Below are 24,238 nucleotides of genomic sequence, written 5' to 3' on the forward strand. Positions count from 1 at the left end.
CAGAAAACCCGCCGCGTCTCTGCGGCGGGTTTACTGTTTCGTGGTATTTGGACCGCCTGTTGCGCCGTGAACCTACTCTAGTGGAAGGAGCGGACCAGGCTTCCGACCAGGAGATTCCAGCCGTCGATCAGCACGAAGAAGAGGATCTTGAACGGCAGCGAAATCGATGTCGGCGGCAGCATCATCATGCCCATCGCCATGGTGATGGTGGCAACGATCAGGTCGATGACGAGGAATGGGAGAACAACCAGAAAGCCGATCTCGAAACCGCGCCGGATCTCTGAGATCATGAAGGCAGGAATGAGGACGCGGTAGTCGATCTTCTCACCGGTCTCGACGCTCTGGCCGCGCTCCCGCGCCAAATCGACGAAAAGCGCCAGATCCTTGTCGCGCGTGTTGCTTGTCATGAAGGTGCGGAAGGGCTCCGCAATGCGCGTGATGGCCTGCTGCTCGTCGATCTGGTTCGACAGGAGCGGTTGAACGCCCGTCTGCCATGCCTGGTCGAAGGTCGGCTGCATGACATAGAAAGTCATGAACAGCGCAAGCGACAGCAAGATCATATTCGAAGGAGTGGAGGACAGGCCCATTCCCGATCGCAGGATCGAGAAGGCGATGACGAAGCGCGGGAAGCTCGTCACCATGATCAGAATGCCCGGCGCGACCGAAAGGACGGTCAGCAGGCCGAATGTTCTGATGATCCATGCCGCGACCGAACCGTCGACCGGCAAGTTCAACAGGTTTGTCGGGAGCTGCTGCGCATGCGCCAGCTCCGGTGCCGCCATCATGGCAGCGAACAGCAATAGGAATCGAATCATTCGACGACGAAGGTCCTGAACATGACCTTCGATACGCGGCCTTGCGCGCGAAGGTCAACACGCTCCTGGATGTCATCCTTAAGATATTCGAAGCCTCGCGGCCCTTCGATCTGCTGCAGCGAAACCGTACGGACATAGGCGAGAATATCTTGATGGATATCCTCCGCGAGTTTCACGTCGGGCGGGCCGGAAAACAGCAGTGCGACTTCCAGACGAACCCAGTTCTCCGAGGGATAGGCGAGGTTCGACGTGATCGGCTCAAGCTGAACGACGTTGTTGGCTTCCGTGGAAATGTGAGGCAGTCCCGCCTCGCCTTCCTTCTTTTGCGCGGCCTCGTCCTTGGCCGCCTTTGCTTGCTCCGCCTGCTCGGCACCCTTGATGTTGGGCGCGACCATGGCACCAACCACCCAGCCGCCGCCGGCGCCAAGCAGCGTCAGGATCGCAAGCCCGGCGATGGTCATGATTGCGGCCGATTTCTTCTTCGGCTGGCCTTCGGCGGCTTCTGTCTCTGCCATGATGTTCTGCCTCAGAGCGGCGAGAAGAGATCGACGGCCTGCTGGCCGCGCGGCGGCTGCTGCACTTCCATCAGGCGGCCGCGACCGCCGTAGGAGATGCGGGCCTCAGCAATCTTCTCGTAGGAAATCAGGTTGTCGGCGTCGACGTCCTGCGGACGGACGATACCGGCGACGTTGAGAATGCGGATCTCCTGGTTGACGCGAACTTCCTGAGAGCCACTGATCACAAGGTTGCCGTTCTCGAGAATGCCGGTGACCACCGCGGCGACCAGCAGCTTCAGCGTTTCGGAGCGGTCGATCTTACCCTTGCCGTCGGTGCTCGTGTCGGAGCCGTAGGTCAGGTCGGTCTTCGACGACGGATTCCAGCCCATGACGTTGGCGTTGACGTCCCAGTTCATGGCGCTCGAATTGGTTCGGCTGCGGCTGGTGTCGTTCTCGAACTTCGCCTTATCGTTGATCTTGATATCGACGGTCAGGATATCGCCGACGTTGAGAGCGCGGGCATCCTTGAAAAGGGCGGCCTGCGAGTCGCTCCAGAGCGAATAGCCTTGCGCCACCTGGCGCGGCTGCTTCGGATAAAGCGCCATCTGTGGGGTCTGGCCGTAGGCGAGACCGCTGCCGATCGGGCTCATGGCCGGGGCGCGACCGATCTCGTTGACGGCCTGCGGCGATGCGCAGCCTGCAAGGAGGGCTACAGCGGCAATCGCGGCCGGGAAACGCTTGTTCATGAGGGGTCCTTCGACGTATTTGGATCGGACGCGCTGGCGATGATGTTGGCGATGACCGCAGCCTTCTGCGGATCCATCTCGTTGAGGATCAGGCTCGACTGGGTCGGGTTCAGCCGCATGATGACCGCCGCTGCGACTTCGATCTTGACCTCTTGCAGCTGTGATGCGGCTGCGTCCGGCTTCATTTTCTTGTAGATATCGGTGAGGCCCGCTTCGGCCTGCTTGAGGAAGACATCACGGCGCTTCAGCCAGTCCTGATATTCCTCTTTGCGCTTGTTCATCTCGGCGATGCGCGAATCGACGTCGGCACGAAGCTTCTCGAGCTCCTGCTTCTGAAGCAGGTAGCGTTGGTCGCGGGCGGGATCGGCAATGTTCGTGCAGAACTGCTTGATCTCCTCCTGCGAGGTCATTTCGCCCTTCGGCGCCGGCTGCTCCTGTGCGAAGGCGCCGGGAATGGACAGCGCCACGACGGCCATGGCCGGCAAGGCAAGACGCTGAAGCAAATCTGACAAAGCCATGGTCTTCATCATTGCAGAACGAGCTCCGCTTGCAGCGCGCCGGCTGACTTGATGCCCTGGAGGATGGCGATGATGCCATCCGGCTTGACGCCAATATTGTTGAGGCCGGCCACCAGTGTCCTGAGGTCAGGCCCATCCAGCAGCGCCACCTTGCCGCCCGTTTTCTGCGCCGCGATATCGGTCTGCGGCTGCACCGCGGTCACGCCACGCGAGAACGGCTCGGGCTGAATGATCTGCGGCGTCTCGGTCACCTGGACGGTCAGAGTACCATAGCTGACGGCGACCGGCGACACGCGCACGTCCGCGCCGATAACGATCGTTCCTGTCCGTTCGTTCACCACGACCTTGGCCGGGGTGTCCGTTTCGACGACGAGATTCTCCAGATCGGCCATCAGGCGCGTCAGATCCGCCGTTCTCGGCTTCTGGACGATGACCTCCTGCGCATCCTTGGCCTCGGCTACCGGACCACCGAAACGCGCGGACGCATAGCCGTTGACGACATCGGCGATGCGGATGGCCGTCGAGAAATCGGGGTTGCGCAGCTGCAGAACGAGATTGACGGAATCCTTGAAGCGCGAAGGCAGCTCACGCTCGATGATGGCACCGCCCGGCACGCGACCAGCGGTCGTGACACCCTCGGTGACCGTTGCCGCCTGGCCTTGGGCGTTAAAGCCCGAGACAACGACGGAGCCCTGGGCGACCGCGTAGATCTGGCCGTCCGCGCCCGAGAGCGAGGTCATGATAAGCGTACCGCCGCGCAGCGAGGTCGCATCACCAAGCGAACTGACGTTCACGTCGATGCGGCTGCCGGGGCTGGCAAAAGGTGGCAGGTTGGCGGTGACCATCACGGCCGCGGTATTCTTCGCGTTGGACTGGCTGTTCTGCGTAGAGATGCCAAGGTTCTGCAGCATCGCGCGCATCGACTGCTCGGTAAAGGGCGAGGCGCGGAAGCCGTCGCCAGTGCCTTGAAGGCCGACGATCAGGCCATAGCCGATCAGCTGGTTGTCACGTCCTGCCTGCAAGGATGCGATGTCCTTGATGCGCGAATTCATCGCCGCGGCGGGCGCGACAGCGACGACGTTCGGAGACAAAAACGCGAGAGCGACGAAAAGGCGGAAAAACTTCTTCATTTTGCGGCCACGTGTATGGTGCCGTCGGCGAGCACGGTGCCGCTGACAATCACGCCGGAATCCATGTTGCGAACGCGGATGAGCTGGCCGGTCATGCCGTCTTCAAGCGGCGAGCCGGCGGCCGAGATCGTCATCGGGCCAAGCGTGAAGATCAGCCGGATCGACGAGCCGCGTGTCACGGTAAAGGGCTCGCGCAGCGCCGAGACCGAGATGGTGCGTCCCGGCAGGAGCGTGCGCTTCGAGATCATTCCCTCCACCTGGCGGATCGACTTTGCGTAGTCGCCGGCCAGGTTCGGGTTGGTTACTTCCACTTCCTGGAGCTGGGCGCCGGACACGGTTTCGCCGGGGTAGATCGTCGTCGTCGGAACGACCGCAAAGCCCATGCCGGCAGCAACAGCTGCCTGCGCTGCGGCAAATGCGGCCATCGCAATGGCGGCGGCTGCCGCCCATCCGAGGATACCTTTGACCCGGCAAAACATCATGTTTCGGCCCTTCCCGATTACTTCAGGTTTTTGCTGACGATGGAGGCCATTTCGTCGGCGGTGGTGATGACCTTGGAGTTCATTTCATAGGCGCGCTGTGCCGATATCAGCTCGGTGATTTCCTTCACCGGATCGACGTTCGAGGACTCCAGGTAGCCCTGCTTCATGTAGCCGAAGCCCTCTTCGTCGGGCGTGCCGACGACGGGATCGCCGGAGGCCGGCGTCTGCTGGAAGAGGTTGTCGCCGAGCGGCTGAAGGCCGGCTTCATTGACAAAGTCGGCGATCTGCAGCTGGCCGAGCACGGTCGGATCGGTATTGCCCGGCAGCTTCGCCGAGACTTCGCCCGAGCGGCTGATCGTGACCTGCGTCGAGCCCTGCGGAATGGTGATGTTCGGTGCCACGAGATAGCCGTCGACCGTGACGATCTGGCCCGTCTCGTTCTTGTTGAATGCGCCGGCGCGGGTGTAGAGCGTCGTGCCGTCCGGCGCCTGGATCTGGAAGAAGCCGCGACCGATCATCGCCACGTCGAGATCGTTGCCGGTCTGCGAGAGTTCGCCCTGGATGTGCAGGTTGCGGACAGCAGACGTCTGGACGCCGAGACCGATATTCGCACCTTCCGGCACGATCGCCTGGTTCGCGCGGTTGGAAACGCCCTTGGCGCGCTCGGTCTGATACAGCAGGTCGGTAAATTCAGCGCGGGCCCGCTTGTAGCCGGTCGTGTTGATGTTCGCGATATTGTTGGCGATGACTTCGAGATTGGTCTGCTGGGCATCCATACCCGTTGCAGCAATGGCAAGCGCTCTCATGGCTTCGTCCTTAAATCAATTACATCTGCATCCGGGTGACGTCGAGAAAGGCAGAAACGACCTTGTCGCGAATGGCGATTGCGGTCTGCAGCGTCTGCTGCGCCTGCATGACGGCATCGACGACTTCGCGCGTCGTGGCCGTGCCCTTGATGCCGGCGAAAGACATGCCTTCCGCATTCTTCAGGGTGTTCACGGCGCCAGTCGCAACATTGCTGAGAGCAGCACCGAAGCCCCCGTCGTTTGCTGCGCTTTCTGCTGCCGACGAAGCCGTCGAGCTGTCCTGTTCGATAGCGGCGAGGCCGCGGGTCATGGAGAGGGAGCTGACGCTATTGACGTTGTTGATCATTATTGGCTCTTCAGTAGATCGATCGTTGCCGAGATCAGGTCGCGGGATTGCTTGATGGTCTGCAGGTTGGCGTCGTAGGAGCGGTTGGCTTCCCGCATGTCGGCCATTTCGACCAGCATGTTGACGTTGGGGAGCTTGACGACGCCCTTCTCGTCCGCCGCAGGATTGCTCGGGTCGTATTCGGTGATGAACTTCGATTCATCCTCCCCGAGCTTCTTGACGTTGACCGTGGTGACGCCGTTTGCGCGGTCGACGGCTTCGCCGAAGGTTACCGTCTTGCGGCGGTAGGGATCGGCGCCGGGCGTATCACCCGTCGAGCGGGCGTTGGCGATGTTTTCGGATACGATGCGCAGGCGCGTCGATTGCGCCTCGAGTCCCGATCCTGCGATTTTGAGTGCTGCCGACAAAGGATCCATGATCTTAGCCCTTCACCGTCATCAGCATCATCCGATTGAACGAGCTCACCAGCGAGGTGTTCAGATCGTATTGCCGCTTGATTTCACCGGACTTGGAAAGTTCCTCGGCTAGACCGACAGTATTGCCCGACTCCTGGACGCCGATCTCCTGATCGAGAGCTGCATCCTTCACATCGATGTCGCTCTTCGTGCCCAGGTCATTGCCGGTCAAGTGCGCCGCATTGGTGCGCGCCATGGTAACGTCCGACTTGTCGAGGGCGGCCTGGAAGGGCGTGATGTCCTTGGCGCGATATTTCGGCGTGTTCGCGTTCGCGATGTTGCCGGCAACAACCTCCTGACGGATCGTCAGCCATTCGGCCTGCCGCGAGGCCAAGTCGAAAAGTTGAATCGGTTGCATGGGAACTCTCCGTTTTTACTGATGCGAACCTAGGGCGGTAATCTTGCGTCAGACTTACGGGGGATGCGGTCCGGCAATCCCGGAGCTTTTTGGCCACAGCCTCCACAACGCGAAGAAGGCTCCAACCATATCCGGCTGAGCCTTCCGTTGATTCGCTGCCTCGTGGGCGGTGCTCAATTATGCTGATAGACATCGCCTTTGGAGGTGATGATGACCCATTTGCCATCACGCTCCTCCAATGTCGCCAGCCGGCTCTCGTCCGGCAGAATGGAGCCGACACGCACGACGTACATGCCGGACGGGTCTTCGATCAGCGCGCGGCCGTTTGCCACGTGGAGAAGTCGAAAACCGGATTTGCTGGGAAACGGCTGATCTTCGGCCGGCGGACCCTTGTCATCCTCCTTGCCGATGTTGGAGACCGTCGCGGTCGTCAGCGGATCGACCGGAATTTCGGGCTTCTTCTCGTATTGGTTCTTGTTGGCCATCGCCAGCGGCGAGACGCTGAAGACGTTTCGCGCCGGCCAGTCCGGAAGATCGCGCGTCCGGTCGCCCTGCGCGACGTTGATGCCGAACTTGTCCTCGTTGAAGAAGACGTACCACGGGAAAAAAGCCGACGCTCCGGCCAATGCGAGGCCGGCAATGGTCAAGGCGCGGTCGAGGAACACGGTCTTGCGCCGCAAGGGCTTCAACGGCGCGATCTTCTCATCGTCATCGAAATCGGTCACGTCACGCCTCTCTACCTGCGGATATTCGGCTGGCCGCCGATGCCGGCCGCCGCTTTCAGGGCCCCAGCCAGATCGGCAAAGGCATCCTGCGAATCGACATCGCCCGGCGACTGTTTCAGAACATCGTAAATGATCGGTACCTGCTTGACCGCCATGTCGAGATCAGGATCGGCGCCCTGCCGATAGCCGCCGATCAGGCGAAGGTCGCGGGTTTCCTCGAAGCGGTGGATGAGCGTCTTCAGACGCGACACGAGCTTTTCCTGGTCCGGGGTCCAGGCCTTGCGCGCGAGGCGCGAGATCGAGGCCAGCGGATCGATTGGTGGGTAGCGTCCCTCCTCCGCCAGGCTGCGCTGCAGGACGATATGACCATCCAAGATACCGCGGGTCGAGTCGGCGATCGGGTCGTTGTGGTTGTCGCCATCGACGAGGATCGAGATGATCGCGGTGATCGTCCCCGTGCCCTCCGGGCCGGGACCTGCGCGCTCCAGCAAACGTGGCAGCTCGGTGAAAACAGAAGCAGGGTAGCCGCGCGCGATCGGCGGTTCGCCGGATGCGGTCGCAACCTCGCGGATGGCGTGGGCAAATCGGGTGACGCTATCGACGATCAAGAGCACATTGTCGCCCTGATCGCGGAAGTGTTCGGCAATGGTGACGGCGGTCAGCGGCGCCATCTTGCGCAGCATCGGGCTCTCATCGCTCGTCGCAACGACGGCAATCGCCTTCCTCATGTTGGCGCCGAGCGTGTCCTCGATGAACTCGCGTACTTCACGGCCACGTTCGCCAACCAGGGCGATGACGACCTTGTCGAAGGCGTCGGCGCGCGCCAGCATCGAGAGCAGCGTCGATTTACCAACACCTGAACCCGCGAAAATGCCGAGACGCTGGCCGAGGCAGAGCGGCGAAAAAATGTCGATGGCGCGAACGCCTGTCTTGAAGCCTTTCTCGACGCGCTTTCGCGTCATCGAAGGCGGCGCGGTGTTCGAAATGGAGCGGCGGCCGAGCCCTTCTACGATGGGGCCGAGCCCATCGATCGGCTCGCACAGCGAATTGATCGTGCGCCCGCACCAACTGTCATCAGGCGAAATGCGAAAGGCACCCTTGCGGATGACCGTATCATGGATGCCAATCGGCTCGCCCGGCTCGATCGGGCAGACATAGGTCAGTTCCGGCTCAACACGCACGACCTCACCGAGGTGAATACCGGTGGACGATTTGTGTGCTACGAACTCGCCGAGCCTCACATGGCGCGACAGCCCGGTGACCGTGTAGTGGCCGGCCGCGATCGTCTGGACATGGCCGCCGGCGGCGACCGAAAAATCGGGATTCGAGTAGCGCGACACGAGCCCGGCAAGATGCGCGAGCTTCGGTGAGAGATCGGCTTCGGTAAGCGGCGTATTACCCATGCGTCAGACCTCGATTAGCGGCTGCCGCCGAGCGTCTTGATCGCTTCGCTGAACGACGCTTCGCTGTCCTTCGAAAGCGACGTCATGCTCTCGAAGGCGCGATTGACTTCGATCAGCTGCGTGATTTCGCGCATGGCGTTGACGTTGGAGTTTTCCAGGTAACCCTGCTGGACGCCGACGTTGAAGCGATCGGTCACGGCGCGCGGCTGCTCCGTCGTCATGATGCCGCTGTTTTCATAGCGCAGGTAACCCTTGCTGATATCGGCCTCGAAGAGACCCAGCGAACCGACCTGCTTGCCGTCCTGGTAGATCAGCCCATCGGCGCCGACCTTTGGCTCGCCGGCAGCCGTGTTGAGCGTCACCGGCGCACCGCCGGCATCGAGAACCGGATAGCCGCGGACCGAAACGAGTTCGCCGTTATCCTTCATGGTGAAGCGGCCGTCCTTAGTCAGAACCTTGCCGGCCGGCGTGTCCACCGAGAACCAGGCGTCGCCCTTGATTGCGAAGTCCAGCATGTTTCCGGTGTGCTCGAGCTCGCCGCTATCACCAGAGAGATAGTCGTTGCCCTGTGACACATAGGCGATCTTGGCATTGATCTTGTTGCCTGTTTCGCCAAGCATCTCGTCGAACTTCACCTCCGTCGCGCGAAAGCCCGTCGTGTTCACGTTCGCCATATTGTCGGCGATGGTTGTGAGGCGACGTTCGAGTGCGATCTGCGACGACAAAGAAACATAAAGACCAGATTGCATCCCGATAGGCTCCTGCATTGGCGATGAACGGTACGAGATCCGGGTGTTTGCAGTCGGTTCGACCACGGATCTCGCTGAGGCGGCATCTCAGAAACGGGCACGGATGCCCATTCGTCACCGACAAGCTGACAGCAAATGCTTGCGCGAAGCTGGCATGCAAAAGCTTGGTTTACAGGGGCAACCATCAGCCTCACGCAAGCCAGCAGCCCTATCCCTTGGGTTGAAAATAACGATCAGGTTTGGACTGACGATGAATATCATTATCGGATTTGTGATTACCTGCGGCTGCATCATCGGCAGCTTCATGGCGATGGGCGGTCACGTCGAAGCGCTCTGGCAGCCCTTCGAGCTCGTCATCATCGGCGGCGCGGGCCTCGGTAGTTTCGTCATGGGCAACCCGATGAAGGTGGTGAAGGATTCCGGCAAGGCGCTCGGCGAAGCCTTCAAGCACACGGTCCCTAAGGAACGGAATTATCTCGATACGCTTGGTGTCCTCTATTCCCTGATGCGCGACCTTCGTACGAAATCGCGCAACGAGATCGAAGCCCATATCGACAATCCGGCCGAATCCTCGATCTTCCAATCCGCGCCGACGATCCTGAAGAACAAGGAACTGACGGCGTTCATCTGCGACTACGTCCGCCTGATCATCATCGGCAATGCCCGTTCGCATGAGATCGAAGCGCTCATGGACGAAGAGATCAACACGATCCTTCACGACAAGATGAAGCCCTATCACGCGATCCAGACCATGGGCGACGCCTTCCCGGCGATCGGTATCGTCGCCGCCGTTCTCGGCGTCATCAAGGCGATGGCGCACATCAACGATTCGCCCGAAGTTCTCGGCCACCTGATCGGCTCGGCACTCGTCGGCACCTTCCTCGGCATTCTCTTGTCTTATTGCGTCTGCTCGCCGATCGTTTCTCAGATCAAGATCGTCCGCAACAAGCAGCACCGCCTCTATGTCATCGTCAAGCAGACACTGCTTGCCTACATGAACGGCTCGGTGCCGCAGGTTGCGCTCGAATACGGCCGCAAGACCATCTCGGCCTACGAACGTCCGTCAATCGACGCCGTCGAGCAGGAAATGATGAACCCCGGCGGCGAGAACAAGGCGGCGTAAACGGTCATGAACGCTATCCTCAAGAAACCCCTCATGGATGAAGCCCTTCTTGCCAAGCTGACTGGCCGGCTCGGCGACAAGGCTACCATCGAGAAGATCTGCGGCGCATTCGGCGATGTCTATACGGCCTTCCTGCCGGACGTCATCAAGAGCGAGACCAACCTGGACGTCGAAGTCACCTATCTCGGCTGCGACAGCGGGCACAAGAACGACCTGATTACCGACCTGGGCGGCAACACCACGCTTGTCGACGCGACACTCCGCAACTGGTCGCAGAATATCACGCTCGCCTGCGGCAACAGCTTTGTCATCACGCTGATGGAGCATTTGCTGGGTGCGGATGCCGGGACAGTCGAGCAGCCGGCCGACCGCCTGCTCTCCATAATCGAGCTCGAACTCGCGGTCATGGTCTTCGACAAGATCGCCAATGTTCTCCGCTCGGCGGTGAACGCGCCCGGTGGATTCGAGCCTGCCATGGAGTTCCCCTACGCCTTCGAAACGCGAACCAAGCCCGCCGAGGACAAACCCGACGAGTTTGCCGCCGCAATCAACATGTCGATCACGCTGTCCGGCATCACTTCGGATTTCTCGCTGATCGTACCCCAGGCCGCCCTGTTGAAGACGACGGTGGCGCCTCCAAAAGCCAAGGGACAGTCGGCAAAGTCCGCGGAATGGACCGACCAGCTCAGCGAGCAGGTGCGCCGCTCGCAGGTAACGCTCAACGCCAAAATCCGTCTGCAGGACCTGACGCTGAGGACCATTTCAAAGCTCGCTGCCGGCGACGTTATCCCCTTCTATGACCGCGGCGACGTTCGCGTCGAAGTCAGCGCCAACAGCAAGGAACTGTACATCTGCGAGTTTGGACGTTCGGGCGAGAATTACACCGTCCGGGTCAAGGATACGATTAACTCGGATGACGAGCTCATCCGCCACTTGATGAATTAGCCCATTTTCCAACCGAGCCGCCGCACGGCAGCTTGAGGCAAGTTTCAACTGGAATAGTGATTTCATGGCGACGAAGAAGACACCCAAGACCAGCGACCTTTCAACGGAGCTCCCGGGCAACGAGGCCGAGCTTGATCAGGCTATCGATGACCTGCGCGGCGTCCTGAAGACCGACGCGGACGGCGGCCTGCCGGACTTCGCAGGTGAGAGCGACGCGTTCAGCGGCAGCACCGATCTGTCGACCTTTGGCGGCGATTTCGAGGATACCGCCGGCGATTCCGCATTCGGTGGAAGCGATTTCGGCGCAACATCCGACTTTGGCGGCTCTTCCGATTTCGGCGACAGCTCTTTCGGTGCGATCGCGTCCGAGCCGGCGCCGCTTGGCAGCGCCATGCAGTCGAACCTCGACCTGATCATGGATATTCCGATCGACGTTCAAATCATGCTCGGCAGCAGCCGCATGCAGGTTGCCGGCCTGATGAACCTGAATGAAGGCGCAACCATCGCGCTCGACAAGAAGATCGGCGAACCGGTCGAAATCATGGTGAACGGCCGCAAGATCGCGCGCGGCGAGATCACCGTTCTGGACAACGACGACACGCGTTTTGGCGTCAAGCTGATAGAAGTTTTGAGTACGAAAAAAGCCTGATCCCGGTGCAGGGACGGAGAGGTTAGACCATGATGGACTTTGACGATTTCGGCGGCGCTCTAGCCGAGAAACCGTTGACCCAGGCTGAAAAGGCGGCGGCCGTTCTCCTCGCAATGGGGAAAGGGGTCGCCGGCAGGCTGTTGAAGTATTTCACGCAGGCCGAGTTGCAAACGATCATCAACTCGGCGCAAACGCTGCGCGCCATCCCACCGGATGAGCTGCTTGGACTTGTCGCGGAATTCGAGGACCTGTTCACCGAAGGTGCGGGTCTCATGGACAACGCCAAGGCGATCGAAAGCATTCTCGAGGAAGGCCTGACCCCTGACGAGGTCGACAGTCTGCTTGGCCGTCGCACGACGTTCCAGGCCTACGAGACGTCGATCTGGGACCGCCTCGGCGAAGGCGATCCGGCTTTCATCGGCAAGTTCCTGTTGCGCGAGCACCCGCAGACTGTTGCCTACATTCTCTCGATGATGCCCTCGTCGTTTGGCGCCAAGGTTCTGATGCAGATCCCGGATGGCCGCCGTGCGGATATCATGAACCGCACGGTCAATCTCAAGTCCGTCAGCCCAAAGGCCGCGCAGATCATCGAAAAGCAGGTGATGACCCTGCTGGCCGAGATCGATGCCGAGAAGAACTCGATCGGCTCGACGAAGGTTGCCGAACTGATGAACGAGATGGACAAGCCGCAGGTCGATACCCTGCTCACCTCGCTCGAATCGATCAGCCGCGAATCGGTCAACAAGGTGCGCCCGAAGATCTTCCTCTTCGACGACCTCATGCTCATGCCGCAGCGCAGCCGCGTCATGCTGCTCAACGATATCTCGGCGGACATCCTGACCATGGCACTGCGTGGCTCGTCCACCGAAATGCGCGAAGCGGTTCTCGCCTCGATCAGCCCGCGCCAGCGCCGCATGATCGAATCGGATCTGCAGAGCGGAACGGCTGGCATCAACCCGCGCGAGATCGCGATCGCGCGCCGCGCCATCGCCCAGGAAGCGATTCGCCTGTCGAATTCCGGTCAGATCCAGCTCAAGGAGACCGAGGCGGAAGACTCGGCAGCGGCTTAAGCCGCTGTTGTTGTGCACGAAGCGTCTCCTCCCGGTCACCGTGGTTGATCGCGGCGACGAAAGGGAGATACCCTTCCGGAAAGGCCGCGCCCTGGCGCGGCCATTTCTTTTTGATGGAGGGCTTCGGCCTTGGCCGACGACGACAAGGACAGCAAAACAGAAGACCCGACAGCGAAAAAGAAAAGTGACGCTGCCGAGAAAGGTAACGTCCCTTTTTCGCGAGAGGTGCCGCTCTTTGCCACTGTTCTTGCCACCTTCATCTACATCATTTTCTTTCTGCCGAGCGGGCTGAGTAAGGTCGGGGAGGCGCTGAAGGACATTTTCGAGCAACCCGACCAATGGAAGCTCGAAACGGGGCCGGACGCGCTTTCGCTGTTCGTTCACCTCGGCTGGGTTTCGGCGACCTTGCTTGCGCCCGCCTTCATCCTGTTCATGGTGTTTGGTGTCGGCGCGTCCATCGCTCAGAACCTGCCGACGCCGGTGCTCGAGCGAATCAGGCCGCAGTTCTCGCGTATCTCGCCTGCCAAGGGGTGGTCGCGGTTGTTCAGCCTGCCCGGCCTCGTCGAGTTCGGCAAATCGCTGACGAAGATCGTGATCGTCGGTGTCGTGATGTTCTTCGTGCTGAAGAGCGAATACTTCGGCGCCATCGATGCGATGTTTTCCGATCCGAAAACGATCTTCACCCGCATGATGACGTCGATGCAGAAGATCACGATCGTCGTTCTGATCGCCACAGCGGTCGTCGCGATCGCCGACTTCTTCTGGACGCGCTACCACTGGTTCACCGAACTGAAGATGACGCGGCACGAGGTCAAGGAAGAAAACAAGCAGTCGCAAGGCGACCCCTTCGTCAAGAGCCGCCAGCGCTCGCTGATGCGCGACCGGGCCCGCCGCCGTATGATTGCCAATGTCGACCGCGCCACGCTCGTGATTGCAAACCCGACGCACTTTGCGGTCGCCCTGCGCTACGTGCGCGAGGAGAACGACGCGCCTGTCGTCGTCGCCAAGGGCCAGGATCTAATTGCGTTGAAAATCAGAGAGATCGCGGAAAAGAACGGGATTCCGGTTTTCGAAGACCCGCCTCTTGCGCGCTCCATGTTTGCGCAAGTCTCGGTCGATAGTGTCATACCGTCTGTATTCTACAAGGCAGTCGCGGAGCTCATCCATCGGGTTTACGCGACGCATGCCAAGAACAAACGGGTAAGATAGCCGAATGAAAAAATGCCCCTACTCTACCCAGCGTGAAAAAATCCTGGCGGAAGCCATCAGCCCGGTAGCCACCGAACTAAGGCTTCTGGACGCTTCGGACCTCATCTCGCTGCTGCGCTTCGAGTACTATGGCAATCTTTCCGATCTGGTATCGTCAGCTGCGGAGCTCTTCTTCCACCCCGGCACGGTCAATTTTGGCCATGGCGGTAGCTATACGCTTGAATGGGGCGGCAAGCCTGAAGTGGTGATCGACCTCGAAATCAAGCCACGCGGCGTCACGATTTACGCACAGCTGACGCTCGCCGAGCAACATGCCGGCATCGAGATCAACCACATCGCGTTCCAGGATCCATCTGCTGATCCGGACGAAAACACCGTTTTCCTCGAGCGGAGCCTGCGCGACGCGCGCTATAACGTCGACGCATTGCGGGCACTGGCGGGCTAAGACGCCCTCGCCCTCATATCAGCTGATATATCCGAGGCGAATGGCCTTCGCGATCGCCTGGATTCGGTTGACCGAATCCAGCTTGATCGTCGCCGAGCCGAGATAGGCATTGACGGTATGCACCGAGAGGCCAAGCTTGTCGGCGATCTCTTCGCTGATACGCCCGTCTCCAGCAAGCTGCAGGCAGGCAATCTCGCGTTCGCTGAGAGCTTCGGCGGCCGCCACTCTGCGCTCGTCGAGCGAGAGCAGATCGATCATGACCTGACAGGACCTCGCATGCAGTTCGACGATCATATCACTAGCTGGTTCGAGATCATCGCCCGTGAAGACGATGAAGCCGTTACCGACGGCACCGAGGCGAACCGGAAAAGCTATGCCCGAGAACGGCAGCAGGCCGTCCTTCAGGCGCGTCATGAAGGGGGCAATGCTGGCAGGTCTTGGGGCAGCGCGATCAAGCCCGCCGGCCCATACGACCGGCAGAAGCGATTTCTCGATATGATCGAGCAGCGCCTCGCCATGCGCGTCGACGAATGCGCGGCTGAAGCCGCTATGCGTCGAACCCCAGTTCTCCAGTTCGCAAACCAGCCGCTGCTTTCCTGGCACGCCCGCGCCGCTGATGCGGTAAACCGCAAAATTCTGAGCGTCGGCGAGTTTCTGCATGCCGATCAGGCGTGGAAACAGGTCCGATCGGCTCGCAACCTTGTTGACGCGCACCGCGCGCATCGTTTCTGAATGTCCCATCGAGCGACCGGATGACTGCCCCATAACGCCGTCCCCCTAGACGAGATTATTCCTGACCGCGAATGCGATGGCCTCGGAACGAGTCTTCGTGGCCGTCTTTCGCATGACACTGGTGATGTAGTTGTTGATGGTGTTGCGGGAGATACCGAGGATCATCGCGATCTCGTCGCTGGTCTTTCCCTCGGCGATCCAGAAAAGGCACTCCAGTTCGCGATCGGTCAGTTCGAAGTCCCGGTCAGCCTTGGTGGCGCCGCACTGCAGGAAGCTTGCGAAGTAAGCCGTTAAAAGTCCCACGTCCCGCAGCCGCTCCTGTGACAGGATGAAGCCGTCGTCAAACAGGAACATCAGCACGAGGCGCGAACGGCCGATGTTGAACATCAGCGAACAGTATTGACGGCTCGCGCCATCAGGCGCGTCGGCCTCATCCGGTAGGAGGGCGAAATGCGGCTGGAAGAGCAGCATGCATTTTTCGAGCTCCGTCGCGCGGGCGAAGCCGCCAACGAAGGCATGCGCCAGGTTGGTGACAAGATCGAATGGCCAGTCGGAGGAGACCACGAAGTCGAGGCCGGCTTCCTGCACCAGGTCCGCTCGCGCCAGGAGATAATGCGAAGCGCCGACATAATCGGTCAGCGCCCGCAGCCCCGGCTGCAACCGTCCCGTGCTTGAGATCTCACAAAGCTGCGCGATCAGCTCGTCACGTGAAGAGAGGTTTGTCGCTGCAATGCCAACAAAGTTTGCCTTGTGCGTATCGCTCTTGAGAGCCTGCAATATATGCATATCCATAGGCAAAACCCCGCGGCTGTAAACCACTTACGACAGAAGCTTGATCCGCATGCTCCTGAACAAATTACGACCTCTCCGCGAATCACCCAAGATTACGATAGGTAGCATAATGCACCATCTCCGAGTTCTTGGGATTTACATTACCTGCTTTTTGTGCCCTGATTCGCACGCAAATTCCGCTTGTTAAGGAATTCTTAATTTAAAGTGATTCGGGGAATTCTGACAATACGATTCGCGTAAAACGCGTGGCTACATCCGGCCTCTGTCAAGTCTATCCTCAGAAATCTTCATGCCCGCATTCGACCGATGGCAAAAGATGACTAGGATCGCCGTGTAGGCGTAGACAAAGAAAAAGGCCGGTCTCCCGGCCTCTCTTTATGCGGCGTTGTCGACCGCCCATTTCCTGAGGATTTTCGCAGCGCGTTCCTCGTTGATCTCGACCATGCGCGCCAGCTTGCGTTCTGGACCTTCCTTGACGCGACGATTGAAGTTTCCGTCGTCGTCGCCAAGGCTGAGCAGGTCTTCGGTACTGTCGAAGCCGAAGTCCGAGCCGAAGCCATCCATCAGCGCGCCACCGGCGCCACCGCCCGCTGCTGGAGCGAAGTCTGGAAGTTCGAGTCCAGCACTTTCCGGCGAGGTGTCGCCGAGGACGGCGGCACCACTGCCCGTCACGCTGCGAACCATCGGTCGTACACCCATCCAGATCACCAGGAAGGCAACCGCGACGAAGGCGAGAGAGTTGATGATGCCGGCGAGGTTGCGGCTCAACATATCCATGACGCGAACCCCACCGCCCGTTTCCTCGAGAAGCTGGTTCTCCAGGAAGTCCATGGCCGTGACGGTGACGACGTCACCGCGATTGGTGCTTATGCCGGCTGCCGATGCCACGATCTTCTGCATTTCAGCAAGGTAGGCATCCATCTTCGCCTGGTCAGCCGGCTCGCCGACCATTTGAGCAATGCGGCCCTTGTTGACAACGACAGCGATGGAGAGCTTTTCGATCTTGTAGCTGTTGCGCGTCGTGGCGGTCGTCTTGCTGTTGATTTCGTAGTTGGTCTGCTCTTCCTTTTTGTCAGACTTGTCCTGCGATTCCGGGCCGGTAGGGCCGCCGGAGTCGGGCGCTGCCTGCGGAATGTTCTGCTCGACAGTTGTCGCGTTGTCGGACTGCTTCTGCTGCGACTGCGAGGCTTCCTTGGTCGTGCGGATCGAGCGCTCGACCTTCGATTCCGGATCGTAGGTCGTTTCCTGGATCTGCTGTGCGTCGGTATTCAGTTCGGCGGTGACACTGGAGCGGAAGTTGTCCATGCCGAGGAACGGTGCGAGCGCCTTGTCGATATTGGATTCCACTTCGCCCTGGACGTTCTGAACGATGTTCAGGGAGCGGTTCAGCGAGCTGTTGCTGGCCTCGTCGCCAGAGGCGAGCAGTTGTCCGGCGGAATCGAGGATAGTGACATCGCCGACATCAAGACCGGGAACAGCTGATGCAACCAGATGACGGATTGATGTCGCTGCCGTGCGGCCTGTCGCGGCACTTGCGCGGATCATGACGGAAGCGGTCGGCTTCTGCTCGGCTTTGCGGAAGTTTCCGACTTCGGGCATGACGATGTGGACGCGCGCTGCGGTGATGCCCGAGATCGACTGGATCGTTCGGCCAATCTCACCCTCAAGTGCGCGGACGCGCGTGACCTCCTGCATGAACGACGTCAGGCCGAGCGAGCCGACGTTGTCGAAAAGTTCGTAGCCAGCGTTGGCGCTGTTCGGGAGACCGCGCTCGGCGAGCAGGAGGCGTGCCTTGCCGGTCATGCCGGCCGGAACCGTGATGCTGGAGCCGTCGGTTCCTACCTCGAAGCCGATATTTGCCTCGGCAAGCGCCATGCTGATCTGGTTCAGATCCGGCTGATCAAGCCCGACATAAAGGGTTTCCTGGGCCGGTTTATTGACCAAAAGGGCCGCCCCCAGGATGAGCGCGACAGAAACGACGCCCACGCCAGCCAGCGCCAACAGGCGATTCCGCCCTAGCGAACTGAAGTTCTTAAAAATTTGAACTAATTGATTTAACAGATTCATTCTGTTCTCGCACGACCGTCACCGACAAAGCAGGCTTATTGCCTCATGTCCGACGATAGATGCCGAAACTTGTGCGAGCGTTTCGTAAAATCGTGCGAGTAAATGCGGGATCAGAAGAAGTCGAAGTCTCCGGCTGCCTTCGCCAGCGGCTGCACGTTGCCATGACGTCTGGCACCACCCAGGGCACGCTGCATTTCACTGAGTTTCACGAGGCTCAATGCAGTCGCAACATCGACCGCCCAGTCCTGCGGGATTTCACCGGTGATGGTGTCGATGAATTCTGCGAGACCGCGCGTCTTCTGCACGGCAAGGTCAATGCCCTGCATGACCTTCATGCTTTCCGGCGAGTTCAGCAGTTCGGCGCCTCCTCCAACGTCAAGGAGTTGCGGCTCGATCCGCTCGATCAGGTAGGCGACGTCATGCAATTCCGAGACGATGCGCATCAGGATCTCAGGCAGGGCTTCGGCCGGCAACGGCTGCTCTGTCATGGCATTCACGGTCATTACTACTGTCCTCGCCCTCAGAAGAATTCGATGCTTGTTTCGACAGGTTTCTGCGGAGCGGCCGGACGCTGCTCGAGCGCGACCGTTCTCTGCGTTTCGGCACCCGTCAACGGGTACTGCCGAGCGCGCCCGGAAACGGGCCAATATTCGAGCTTGCGCCCGTGGTCACCACCGGTACTGGAGCCGACGACGGGAATGCCTTCATCCTTCAGGAACTGCACGGCGAAAGCGGCGTTCTGTTCGCCGACATTCGAGAATGTCGAGATCGTCTTCGCCCCTCCGAAGATCTTGGCCTCTAGGCGGTCGCGGCGCGCGCCCTGCTTCAGGAGGCCGTTGATCAGCAATTCCATCAGATGGACGCCATAGCGCGTGGCGTCGCCGCCCGTCATCGGCGTGTTTCCTGTCCCCGGCAGGAGGAAGTGGTTCATTCCTCCAACGCCTGCCACGGGATCTCGCAGGCATGCAGCCACACACGATCCAAGGATGGTCGTCAGAACCGCGTTCGGATCATTCAGGACCTTCCATTCGCCCTGGATGATATTGACGCGGCGGGCCGCAACCTCGAGATTCATTTCAATGCTCCAAATACGGCTTCGATAGCCGCCTTCATCTTCTCGATCGTGAAGGGCTTGGCGAGAACGTTGTTGGCGCCAAGCTGCGCTGCCTTCGTGACGAGGGCGCGGTCACCCTGTGCCGTCAGAATGATGAAAGCCGCCTTCTTCGTCGCCGGGTTGGCGCGAACCGCCTGAAGGAAGCCGAGGCCATCCATCTTCGGCATGTTGAAGTCGGAGATTACGAGGTGATGCGGCTGCTGGGTCATGATCTTCAAGCCCTGCTCACCGTCGCCGGCGGCCGTGATCTGCTTGAAGCCGAGCTGGGTCAGAGCGTCGCTGAGCAGCAGACGGCTGGTAACCTGATCGTCGACAATCAGAACTTTGATTTTCTCTGCGATAGACATTAGTCAGTTCCTTCCTTTCGGGCGGCTGTCATTTTCAAAATTTCTTCGCCGATGGCATTCAACGGCAATTGCTGCTCGACGGCGCCGAGCTCGTAGGCGACCCTCGGCATACCGTAGACCACTGAGGTCTTTTCATTCTGGCCAAGCGTACGCGCGCCGGCATGGCGCATCTTCAACAGGCCGGCGGCACCGTCGCGACCCATGCCTGTGAGGATCACGCCGACCGCGTTGCGGCCCGCCAGTTCGGCAACCGAGTCGAACAGCACGTCGACGGACGGCCGGTGACCATTCACCGGATCGCGCTCGATCAGGCGGCAGCACGGCGCGTGAGCGTTGACAACCTGCAGATGGCGTTCGCCGCCCGGGGCAAGGTAGATCTTGCCGATCTCCAGACGTGCCCCGTCTGTTGCTTCCTGCACGACCGGCGCGCAAAGGCGGTTCAGGCGTTCCGCGAAGCTCTTCGTGAAGGTCGGCGGCATATGCTGTGTGATAACGGTCGGCGGGCAGTTTGCCGGGAACTTCTGCAGCACGGCAATCAACGCCTCGACACCGCCGGTCGACGAACCGATGGCGACAATCTTGCGTCCGACGCGAAAGTCGGCAACCGCAGGGGGCGGTACAACCGGCGTCGGCTGCGTATATTGGCGGCGCTGCGAACGGGCGGCTGCCTTCACCTTTTCGGCGAGATCGCCGAACGGGCGTGCATCACCCGGAAGCGGCTTACCGACGCAATCAAACGCGCCGATTTCAAGCGCCGCCAGCGAGGCATCGGCGCCGCGATGGGTGAGCGTCGAAACCATGATGACGGGCATGGGGCGGAGCCGCATGATCTTCTCAAGAAAGTCGAGGCCGTTCATGTTCGGCATCTCGATGTCGAGGGTAACGACGTCGGGATTAAGCTTCTTGATTGCCTCGCGGGCCTCGAGGGCATCGCCGGCCTGGCCGATGACGTTGACCTCGGGATCGGCGCTGAGAACTGCGGTGATCAGGCCACGCATGGTGGCGGAGTCGTCGACGACAAGAACACGTGCCTGTGCACTCATGCCTTCCTCCCCACGCCCTTGGTCGTATAGCGATAGGTCGTGATGCCGATATTGTCGAAGACGTGCTTGGCGTCGCCGGAGACGCGCTCGGAATGGCCGATGTAGAGGTGGCCGCCTTCCGGCATCAATTCGGCGAAGCGCGACCAGATCTTCATCTGAGTCGGCTCGTCGAAATAGATCACAACATTTCGACAGAAGATGACGTCGAACTTGCCCTTGAACGGCCACTGCGCCATCAGGTTCAGCTCGTTGTAGGTGATCAGGCGCTTGACGCGGTCATCGACCTGGAACTTGCGGCGGCCCTGCACCTCGACTTCGCTGAACCACTGCTTGCGCATGGCAGGCGACACGGTTTCAAGCGCGCTCTCATCGTACGCTCCGGCGCGGGCAATCGCCAGGATCTTCGGATCGATATCGGTGGCTAGGATCTTGAAGTCGTAGTCGGCGACGTTGGGCATCATCGACAGAACCGTCAACGCGATCGAATAGGGCTCCTGGCCATCCGAGGAAGCGGCCGACCAGATGCGGACCCGACCACCCATCTTGGCGCGCTGCAACAACTCCGGCAGCACATGCTCGCGAAGATGCTCGAAGTGGTGGTTCTCGCGGAAGAAGCGCGTGAAGTTCGTCGTCAGATGCGACAGCATTTCGCGACGCGGCGCCGCGCCGGCCGGCGAGGAGACGAGTGCACAATACTCCCGAAATCCGGACAGGCCGAGGTTGCGGATGTGCTTCGACAGACGCGAGTAGACGAGCGAGGCCTTCGTCTCGTTCAGGAAGATGCCTGCGTCCGAGTAGATCATCGCGGCGATTTCCGTGAGGTCGCGACGAGTCAGCGGATACTCGCCGCTCGCCAGCACCTCGTCCGGGCTTCCCTGCCGCACGTCTTTTGCACTCATGACATTCATGCAGCTTCGCTTTCCGTATCGGGGAAGATTGCGTCGAGTTCGAGCAGGCAGATCATGCGCTTGTCGATCGCCAGGATGCCGCGCGCAAACTGCCGCTGCAGTTCGGAAGCGATCTCCGGCGTCGGCTGCACATTTTCATCCGTCACCGTCAGGATGTCGGATACCGCTTCGACGAGCAGCCCAACCACCTTGCGGCACACCTGCGCGACAATGATGACATGACGCTGCGTAGGCTCGGTGGCCTTCATGCCGAGCCGCGCCGACAGGTCGATGATCGGTAGGACGGCACCGCGAAGGTTTATCACACCGCGCATGTAAGATGGGGAGTGCGGCATGGCCATGGCCGGCGTCCAGCCTCGGATTTCGCGGACCGACATGATGTCGACGCAGAATTCCTGATCGCCGATGCGGAAGGCGATCAACTCGCGACTGCCGGCGCTCAGATTTTTTGCGGCATAAGACATGATGCTATCCCGCTGCTGCCAGAGACATTTCAGGCTTCAAGGCCTGACCGCGCGAAGCGCCGACGACCGCATCGACGTCCAGGATAAGCGCCACGCGGCCATCACCGAGGATGGTCGCCGCAGCGATGCCCGGAACATGCGTGTAGTTCGCTTCAAGGCTCTTGATGACGACCTGACGCTGGCCCTGGATCGCATCGACCATGAGGGCGCGCTGACCGCCACCTTCGGATTCGACGAGAAGGGCGACACCTTCCACCGGATTGGCCTGGGTGGCCCGGAAGTTCAGGATGCGACCGACATCGACCAACGGGCAGAAACTGTTGCGGATCGAGATCAGGCGATGGCTGGCGCCGAAGGAGTGGATCGCGGACGCTTCCGGCTGCAGGGTCTCGACGATTGCCGTCAGCGGCACGACCAGCGTCTGGCCGGCGACAGTGACGACCATGCCGTCGAGAACGGCGAGCGTCAGCGGCAGGCTCATGGTAAAGACAGAGCCCTGCCCCGGCCGCGAAGTGATGTTGATGCGGCCGCCGAGCGCCTGGATCGAGCGTTTGACGACGTCCATCCCGACACCGCGTCCGGAGATGTCGGAGATCTTGTCGGCCGTCGAGAAGCCCGGCAGGAAGATCAGGTTGTCGATTTCCTCGTCCGTGAGGTTGGCATCGGCCGGGATCAGCTCGTTGGCGATCGCCTTCTGCTTCACCTTCTCGCGATTGATGCCCGCGCCGTCGTCGGCCAGTTCGATCAGGATGCGGCCCGAGCGGTGTTTTGCCGTCAGGCGAACCGTACCCTCAACATTCTTGCCGTTGGCAGCGCGCTTCTCCGGCGTTTCGATGCCATGATCGACGGCGTTGCGGATCATATGCGTCAGCGGCTCGGCCAGCTTGTCGATAACCGTCTTGTCGACTTCGGTGTTTTCACCTTCGGTGATCAGGCGGATCGTCTTGCCCGTCATGTCGGCGATTTCGCGGACGATGCGCGACATGCGCTGGAAGACCGGCTTCACCGGCTGGGCGCGGATCGCCATGACCGAATCCTGGATCTCGCGGGTGAGCTGCTGCAGCTCCTCGAGGCCCATGTTGATGGATGACGTTCCGGTCGTGTCATTTTCGATGACGCTCTGCGAGAGCATCGCCTGATTGATGACGAGCTCGCCGACGAGGTTGATGAGGCGGTCGACGCGGTCGAGATCGACGCGGATGGTCTGGCCAGCACCGGCAGCGGCGTTGTTCTGGGCGGCGGCAGCTGCACTTGCGGCAGCAGCGGCAGCCGATTCCTTCTTCTCGACGCGAGCAGCCGCAGCAGCCATCTGCGTGACGTTGGACGCTGTTTCGGCGGCGGCAACCGCGGCAGCAACATCGGACTTCGGCTGCTCGGCCGGCGCACCGGTCGCGCCGTCGTCGAGGATCGACAGGTCGAAGGGCACCGGGATCATCGGCAGTTCTTCGGTCTCGGCGGCAGCCGCCTTTTCCTCGACGGCAGAGATCTGCAGGTCGCAATCCCACTCGGCAAATTCGAAGACCGTGCGGATCGCGTCCTCGCCCTTGTCGGTCTTGAGCGTGACGTTCCAGTAGAAATAAGCGGCTTCCGGATCGAGTTCGTCGAGGCCGGGAAGCTCATCCATGTTGCAATAGACGCTCATCTCGCCGAGGCGGGAGAGATCGCGCAGCAGGAGGGTTGCGTCGTTGCCCTTCGAATAAAGGTCCGAGCGCGGCTTGAAGGTGATTTCGTAGGCGGGCAGATCGGAACCGTCCTCTTCGTCGCCGAAATCGTCGAAGGAGAAGGGGATCGGCTGGAAGCCGCTATCATCGGTGGGCTTGGGTGCTGGAGTGGCGGCAACCGGTGCGGCGACCGGCGCCGGCTTTGCTGCTGGAGCTTCCACGGCTGCGGAAGGCATCGGCAGCTCGCCGTTGGCGAGCGCTTCCAGTTCCTTTACCAGGCCGCGGCTGCGGCTTTCATCGACGCTGCCGCCATCGCGGGCAGCATTGGTCAGATCGGCCAGGACGTCTGCCGACTTCAGCATGACCTTCAGGACATCCTGGGTCGGCTCAAGCTTGTTGGAACGAACGCAATCAAGTGTGGTCTCGAACACATGCGCGAAAGCGACGAGATCATCCAGACCAAAGGCGCCAGCGCCGCCCTTGATCGAATGGACGGCACGGAACACCGCATTGACGGTTTCCGGATCGCGATCGCCATCATTCATTTTCAGAAGACCCGATTCCAGTTCGGCGAGCTGCTCCTCGCACTCCTGGAAAAAGATCTCTTTGATTTCGTTCATATCCATAGGAGAAAATCCT

29 protein-coding genes are annotated in these 24,238 nt (G+C 60.5%); 6 read left to right on the top strand and 23 right to left on the bottom strand.

Annotated features, from left to right (window positions below; all coding sequences use genetic code 11):
- Nucleotides 1-77 precede the first annotated feature (77 nt).
- From fliP to flgF, 13 genes are all read right to left on the bottom strand, one after another.
- On the bottom strand, nucleotides 78-815 hold the full coding sequence (gene fliP, locus FHT97_RS04555; protein ID WP_183752670.1) for a flagellar type III secretion system pore protein FliP: 738 nt from the start codon (nucleotides 813-815) through the stop codon (nucleotides 78-80).
- Nucleotides 812-1,330 (bottom strand): flagellar basal body-associated FliL family protein, encoded by a 519-nt coding sequence (locus tag FHT97_RS04560; protein WP_183752672.1) that lies wholly within the window; start codon nucleotides 1,328-1,330, stop codon nucleotides 812-814. The genes fliP and FHT97_RS04560 overlap by 4 nt, the downstream gene beginning before the upstream one ends.
- A gap of 11 nt (nucleotides 1,331-1,341) precedes the next feature.
- Nucleotides 1,342-2,058: a flagellar basal body L-ring protein FlgH gene (flgH, locus tag FHT97_RS04565; RefSeq protein WP_016552764.1), complete on the bottom strand. Its 717-nt coding sequence runs from the start codon at nucleotides 2,056-2,058 to the stop codon at nucleotides 1,342-1,344.
- The gene (locus FHT97_RS04570) at nucleotides 2,055-2,588 is read right to left on the bottom strand and encodes a MotE family protein (RefSeq protein WP_183752674.1); all 534 of its coding nucleotides are present in this window, start codon (nucleotides 2,586-2,588) and stop codon (nucleotides 2,055-2,057) included. Before FHT97_RS04570 ends, flgH begins: the two co-directional genes overlap by 4 nt.
- Entirely contained in the window at nucleotides 2,585-3,706 is a 1,122-nt protein-coding gene (locus FHT97_RS04575; RefSeq protein ID WP_183860208.1) for a flagellar basal body P-ring protein FlgI, read from the bottom strand. The genes FHT97_RS04570 and FHT97_RS04575 overlap by 4 nt, the downstream gene beginning before the upstream one ends.
- The gene (gene flgA / locus FHT97_RS04580) at nucleotides 3,703-4,188 is read right to left on the bottom strand and encodes a flagellar basal body P-ring formation chaperone FlgA (protein ID WP_183860210.1); all 486 of its coding nucleotides are present in this window, start codon (nucleotides 4,186-4,188) and stop codon (nucleotides 3,703-3,705) included. The genes FHT97_RS04575 and flgA overlap by 4 nt, the downstream gene beginning before the upstream one ends.
- A gap of 17 nt (nucleotides 4,189-4,205) precedes the next feature.
- Nucleotides 4,206-4,994, bottom strand: a complete 789-nt coding sequence (gene flgG, locus FHT97_RS04585) for a flagellar basal-body rod protein FlgG (RefSeq protein WP_016552760.1) — start codon at nucleotides 4,992-4,994, stop codon at nucleotides 4,206-4,208.
- A 19-nt stretch (nucleotides 4,995-5,013) separates the two neighbouring features.
- Entirely contained in the window at nucleotides 5,014-5,340 is a 327-nt protein-coding gene (locus tag FHT97_RS04590) for a flagellar hook-basal body complex protein FliE (RefSeq protein ID WP_183860212.1), read from the bottom strand.
- A complete protein-coding gene (flgC, locus tag FHT97_RS04595; protein WP_037114251.1) occupies nucleotides 5,340-5,756 on the bottom strand; it encodes a flagellar basal body rod protein FlgC in 417 nt (138 codons plus the stop codon). The genes FHT97_RS04590 and flgC overlap by 1 nt, the downstream gene beginning before the upstream one ends.
- Nucleotides 5,757-5,760: 4 nt before the next feature.
- The gene (flgB, locus tag FHT97_RS04600) at nucleotides 5,761-6,153 is read right to left on the bottom strand and encodes a flagellar basal body rod protein FlgB (RefSeq protein WP_114711419.1); all 393 of its coding nucleotides are present in this window, start codon (nucleotides 6,151-6,153) and stop codon (nucleotides 5,761-5,763) included.
- A gap of 173 nt (nucleotides 6,154-6,326) precedes the next feature.
- The gene (locus tag FHT97_RS04605) at nucleotides 6,327-6,878 is read right to left on the bottom strand and encodes a flagellar protein (protein ID WP_183752682.1); all 552 of its coding nucleotides are present in this window, start codon (nucleotides 6,876-6,878) and stop codon (nucleotides 6,327-6,329) included.
- A gap of 11 nt (nucleotides 6,879-6,889) precedes the next feature.
- Nucleotides 6,890-8,281: a flagellar protein export ATPase FliI gene (gene fliI, locus FHT97_RS04610; protein ID WP_183752684.1), complete on the bottom strand. Its 1,392-nt coding sequence runs from the start codon at nucleotides 8,279-8,281 to the stop codon at nucleotides 6,890-6,892.
- A 14-nt stretch (nucleotides 8,282-8,295) separates the two neighbouring features.
- Nucleotides 8,296-9,030: a flagellar basal-body rod protein FlgF gene (gene flgF / locus FHT97_RS04615; protein ID WP_016552754.1), complete on the bottom strand. Its 735-nt coding sequence runs from the start codon at nucleotides 9,028-9,030 to the stop codon at nucleotides 8,296-8,298.
- Between the two features lie 250 nt (nucleotides 9,031-9,280).
- Here flgF and motA point away from each other — a divergent pair, with 250 nt between their 5' ends.
- The 6 genes from motA (at nucleotide 9,281) to FHT97_RS04645 (ending at nucleotide 14,471) form a co-directional block, all read left to right on the top strand.
- Nucleotides 9,281-10,153 (top strand): flagellar motor stator protein MotA, encoded by an 873-nt coding sequence (motA, locus tag FHT97_RS04620; protein WP_007796569.1) that lies wholly within the window; start codon nucleotides 9,281-9,283, stop codon nucleotides 10,151-10,153.
- 6 nt (nucleotides 10,154-10,159) lie between these two features.
- Nucleotides 10,160-11,098, top strand: coding sequence for a FliM/FliN family flagellar motor switch protein (locus FHT97_RS04625; protein ID WP_183860214.1), 939 nt, complete (start codon nucleotides 10,160-10,162; stop codon nucleotides 11,096-11,098).
- A gap of 64 nt (nucleotides 11,099-11,162) precedes the next feature.
- Nucleotides 11,163-11,747, top strand: coding sequence for a flagellar motor switch protein FliN (gene fliN / locus FHT97_RS04630; protein WP_183860216.1), 585 nt, complete (start codon nucleotides 11,163-11,165; stop codon nucleotides 11,745-11,747).
- 29 nt (nucleotides 11,748-11,776) lie between these two features.
- Entirely contained in the window at nucleotides 11,777-12,817 is a 1,041-nt protein-coding gene (gene fliG, locus FHT97_RS04635; protein WP_183860218.1) for a flagellar motor switch protein FliG, read from the top strand.
- 129 nt (nucleotides 12,818-12,946) lie between these two features.
- Nucleotides 12,947-14,026, top strand: a complete 1,080-nt coding sequence (gene flhB, locus FHT97_RS04640; RefSeq protein WP_183860220.1) for a flagellar biosynthesis protein FlhB — start codon at nucleotides 12,947-12,949, stop codon at nucleotides 14,024-14,026.
- A gap of 4 nt (nucleotides 14,027-14,030) precedes the next feature.
- Nucleotides 14,031-14,471 (top strand): hypothetical protein, encoded by a 441-nt coding sequence (locus FHT97_RS04645; RefSeq protein ID WP_183860222.1) that lies wholly within the window; start codon nucleotides 14,031-14,033, stop codon nucleotides 14,469-14,471.
- A gap of 18 nt (nucleotides 14,472-14,489) precedes the next feature.
- Here the strand turns inward: FHT97_RS04645 and FHT97_RS04650 are convergent, their stop codons facing one another.
- The 10 genes from FHT97_RS04650 to FHT97_RS04695 all read right to left on the bottom strand — a co-directional run bounded on the left by FHT97_RS04650 (nucleotide 14,490) and on the right by FHT97_RS04695 (nucleotide 24,225).
- Nucleotides 14,490-15,236 carry a helix-turn-helix transcriptional regulator gene (locus FHT97_RS04650; protein WP_183860224.1) on the bottom strand — a complete coding sequence of 249 codons (747 nt, stop codon included), beginning with the start codon at nucleotides 15,234-15,236 and terminating at the stop codon, nucleotides 14,490-14,492.
- A 12-nt stretch (nucleotides 15,237-15,248) separates the two neighbouring features.
- Nucleotides 15,249-15,995, bottom strand: coding sequence for a helix-turn-helix transcriptional regulator (locus tag FHT97_RS04655; RefSeq protein WP_114711407.1), 747 nt, complete (start codon nucleotides 15,993-15,995; stop codon nucleotides 15,249-15,251).
- A gap of 375 nt (nucleotides 15,996-16,370) precedes the next feature.
- A complete protein-coding gene (gene fliF, locus FHT97_RS04660; protein WP_183752696.1) occupies nucleotides 16,371-18,062 on the bottom strand; it encodes a flagellar basal-body MS-ring/collar protein FliF in 1,692 nt (563 codons plus the stop codon).
- A 110-nt stretch (nucleotides 18,063-18,172) separates the two neighbouring features.
- Nucleotides 18,173-18,565: a hypothetical protein gene (locus FHT97_RS04665; protein ID WP_016552744.1), complete on the bottom strand. Its 393-nt coding sequence runs from the start codon at nucleotides 18,563-18,565 to the stop codon at nucleotides 18,173-18,175.
- A 17-nt stretch (nucleotides 18,566-18,582) separates the two neighbouring features.
- Entirely contained in the window at nucleotides 18,583-19,137 is a 555-nt protein-coding gene (gene cheD / locus FHT97_RS04670; protein WP_016552743.1) for a chemoreceptor glutamine deamidase CheD, read from the bottom strand.
- Complete coding sequence (locus FHT97_RS04675; protein ID WP_007530058.1) at nucleotides 19,134-19,523, bottom strand: response regulator; 390 nt, start codon at nucleotides 19,521-19,523, stop codon at nucleotides 19,134-19,136. Before FHT97_RS04675 ends, cheD begins: the two co-directional genes overlap by 4 nt.
- Nucleotides 19,523-20,566, bottom strand: a complete 1,044-nt coding sequence (cheB, locus tag FHT97_RS04680) for a protein-glutamate O-methylesterase CheB (RefSeq protein ID WP_183860226.1) — start codon at nucleotides 20,564-20,566, stop codon at nucleotides 19,523-19,525. Before cheB ends, FHT97_RS04675 begins: the two co-directional genes overlap by 1 nt.
- Nucleotides 20,563-21,474, bottom strand: coding sequence for a protein-glutamate O-methyltransferase CheR (gene cheR / locus FHT97_RS04685; protein ID WP_183860228.1), 912 nt, complete (start codon nucleotides 21,472-21,474; stop codon nucleotides 20,563-20,565). Before cheR ends, cheB begins: the two co-directional genes overlap by 4 nt.
- Entirely contained in the window at nucleotides 21,471-21,938 is a 468-nt protein-coding gene (locus FHT97_RS04690; protein ID WP_183752702.1) for a chemotaxis protein CheW, read from the bottom strand. The genes cheR and FHT97_RS04690 overlap by 4 nt, the downstream gene beginning before the upstream one ends.
- A 4-nt stretch (nucleotides 21,939-21,942) precedes the next feature.
- Nucleotides 21,943-24,225: a chemotaxis protein CheA gene (locus FHT97_RS04695; protein WP_183860230.1), complete on the bottom strand. Its 2,283-nt coding sequence runs from the start codon at nucleotides 24,223-24,225 to the stop codon at nucleotides 21,943-21,945.
- Nucleotides 24,226-24,238: the final 13 nt, after the last annotated feature.

Source organism: Rhizobium sp. BK399, assembly GCF_014194695.1.
Lineage (GTDB): Bacteria > Pseudomonadota > Alphaproteobacteria > Rhizobiales > Rhizobiaceae > Rhizobium.

Excerpts from the sequence above, each read along its gene's own strand:
- fliI (WP_183752684.1), bottom strand. The coding sequence starts at position 8,281 with ATGGGTAATACGCCGCTTACCGAAGCCGATCTCTCACCGAAGCTCGCG.
- FHT97_RS04650 (WP_183860224.1), bottom strand. The coding sequence starts at position 15,236 with ATGGGGCAGTCATCCGGTCGCTCGATGGGACATTCAGAAACGATGCGC.
- FHT97_RS04570 (WP_183752674.1), bottom strand. The coding sequence starts at position 2,588 with ATGATGAAGACCATGGCTTTGTCAGATTTGCTTCAGCGTCTTGCCTTG.
- FHT97_RS04625 (WP_183860214.1), top strand. The coding sequence starts at position 10,160 with ATGAACGCTATCCTCAAGAAACCCCTCATGGATGAAGCCCTTCTTGCC.
- fliG (WP_183860218.1), top strand. The coding sequence starts at position 11,777 with ATGATGGACTTTGACGATTTCGGCGGCGCTCTAGCCGAGAAACCGTTG.
- cheB (WP_183860226.1), bottom strand. The coding sequence starts at position 20,566 with ATGAGTGCACAGGCACGTGTTCTTGTCGTCGACGACTCCGCCACCATG.
- fliP (WP_183752670.1), bottom strand. The coding sequence starts at position 815 with ATGATTCGATTCCTATTGCTGTTCGCTGCCATGATGGCGGCACCGGAG.
- FHT97_RS04665 (WP_016552744.1), bottom strand. The coding sequence starts at position 18,565 with ATGACCGTGAATGCCATGACAGAGCAGCCGTTGCCGGCCGAAGCCCTG.
- FHT97_RS04655 (WP_114711407.1), bottom strand. The coding sequence starts at position 15,995 with ATGGATATGCATATATTGCAGGCTCTCAAGAGCGATACGCACAAGGCA.
- cheR (WP_183860228.1), bottom strand. The coding sequence starts at position 21,474 with ATGAATGTCATGAGTGCAAAAGACGTGCGGCAGGGAAGCCCGGACGAG.
- flgG (WP_016552760.1), bottom strand. The coding sequence starts at position 4,994 with ATGAGAGCGCTTGCCATTGCTGCAACGGGTATGGATGCCCAGCAGACC.
- FHT97_RS04560 (WP_183752672.1), bottom strand. The coding sequence starts at position 1,330 with ATGGCAGAGACAGAAGCCGCCGAAGGCCAGCCGAAGAAGAAATCGGCC.
- FHT97_RS04675 (WP_007530058.1), bottom strand. The coding sequence starts at position 19,523 with ATGTCTATCGCAGAGAAAATCAAAGTTCTGATTGTCGACGATCAGGTT.
- flgA (WP_183860210.1), bottom strand. The coding sequence starts at position 4,188 with ATGATGTTTTGCCGGGTCAAAGGTATCCTCGGATGGGCGGCAGCCGCC.
- flgH (WP_016552764.1), bottom strand. The coding sequence starts at position 2,058 with ATGAACAAGCGTTTCCCGGCCGCGATTGCCGCTGTAGCCCTCCTTGCA.
- FHT97_RS04575 (WP_183860208.1), bottom strand. The coding sequence starts at position 3,706 with ATGAAGAAGTTTTTCCGCCTTTTCGTCGCTCTCGCGTTTTTGTCTCCG.
- cheD (WP_016552743.1), bottom strand. The coding sequence starts at position 19,137 with ATGAATCTCGAGGTTGCGGCCCGCCGCGTCAATATCATCCAGGGCGAA.
- flgF (WP_016552754.1), bottom strand. The coding sequence starts at position 9,030 with ATGCAATCTGGTCTTTATGTTTCTTTGTCGTCGCAGATCGCACTCGAA.
- flgC (WP_037114251.1), bottom strand. The coding sequence starts at position 5,756 with ATGGATCCTTTGTCGGCAGCACTCAAAATCGCAGGATCGGGACTCGAG.
- fliN (WP_183860216.1), top strand. The coding sequence starts at position 11,163 with ATGGCGACGAAGAAGACACCCAAGACCAGCGACCTTTCAACGGAGCTC.
- FHT97_RS04590 (WP_183860212.1), bottom strand. The coding sequence starts at position 5,340 with ATGATCAACAACGTCAATAGCGTCAGCTCCCTCTCCATGACCCGCGGC.
- FHT97_RS04690 (WP_183752702.1), bottom strand. The coding sequence starts at position 21,938 with ATGTCTTATGCCGCAAAAAATCTGAGCGCCGGCAGTCGCGAGTTGATC.
- fliF (WP_183752696.1), bottom strand. The coding sequence starts at position 18,062 with ATGAATCTGTTAAATCAATTAGTTCAAATTTTTAAGAACTTCAGTTCG.
- FHT97_RS04645 (WP_183860222.1), top strand. The coding sequence starts at position 14,031 with ATGAAAAAATGCCCCTACTCTACCCAGCGTGAAAAAATCCTGGCGGAA.
- flgB (WP_114711419.1), bottom strand. The coding sequence starts at position 6,153 with ATGCAACCGATTCAACTTTTCGACTTGGCCTCGCGGCAGGCCGAATGG.
- FHT97_RS04695 (WP_183860230.1), bottom strand. The coding sequence starts at position 24,225 with ATGGATATGAACGAAATCAAAGAGATCTTTTTCCAGGAGTGCGAGGAG.
- motA (WP_007796569.1), top strand. The coding sequence starts at position 9,281 with ATGAATATCATTATCGGATTTGTGATTACCTGCGGCTGCATCATCGGC.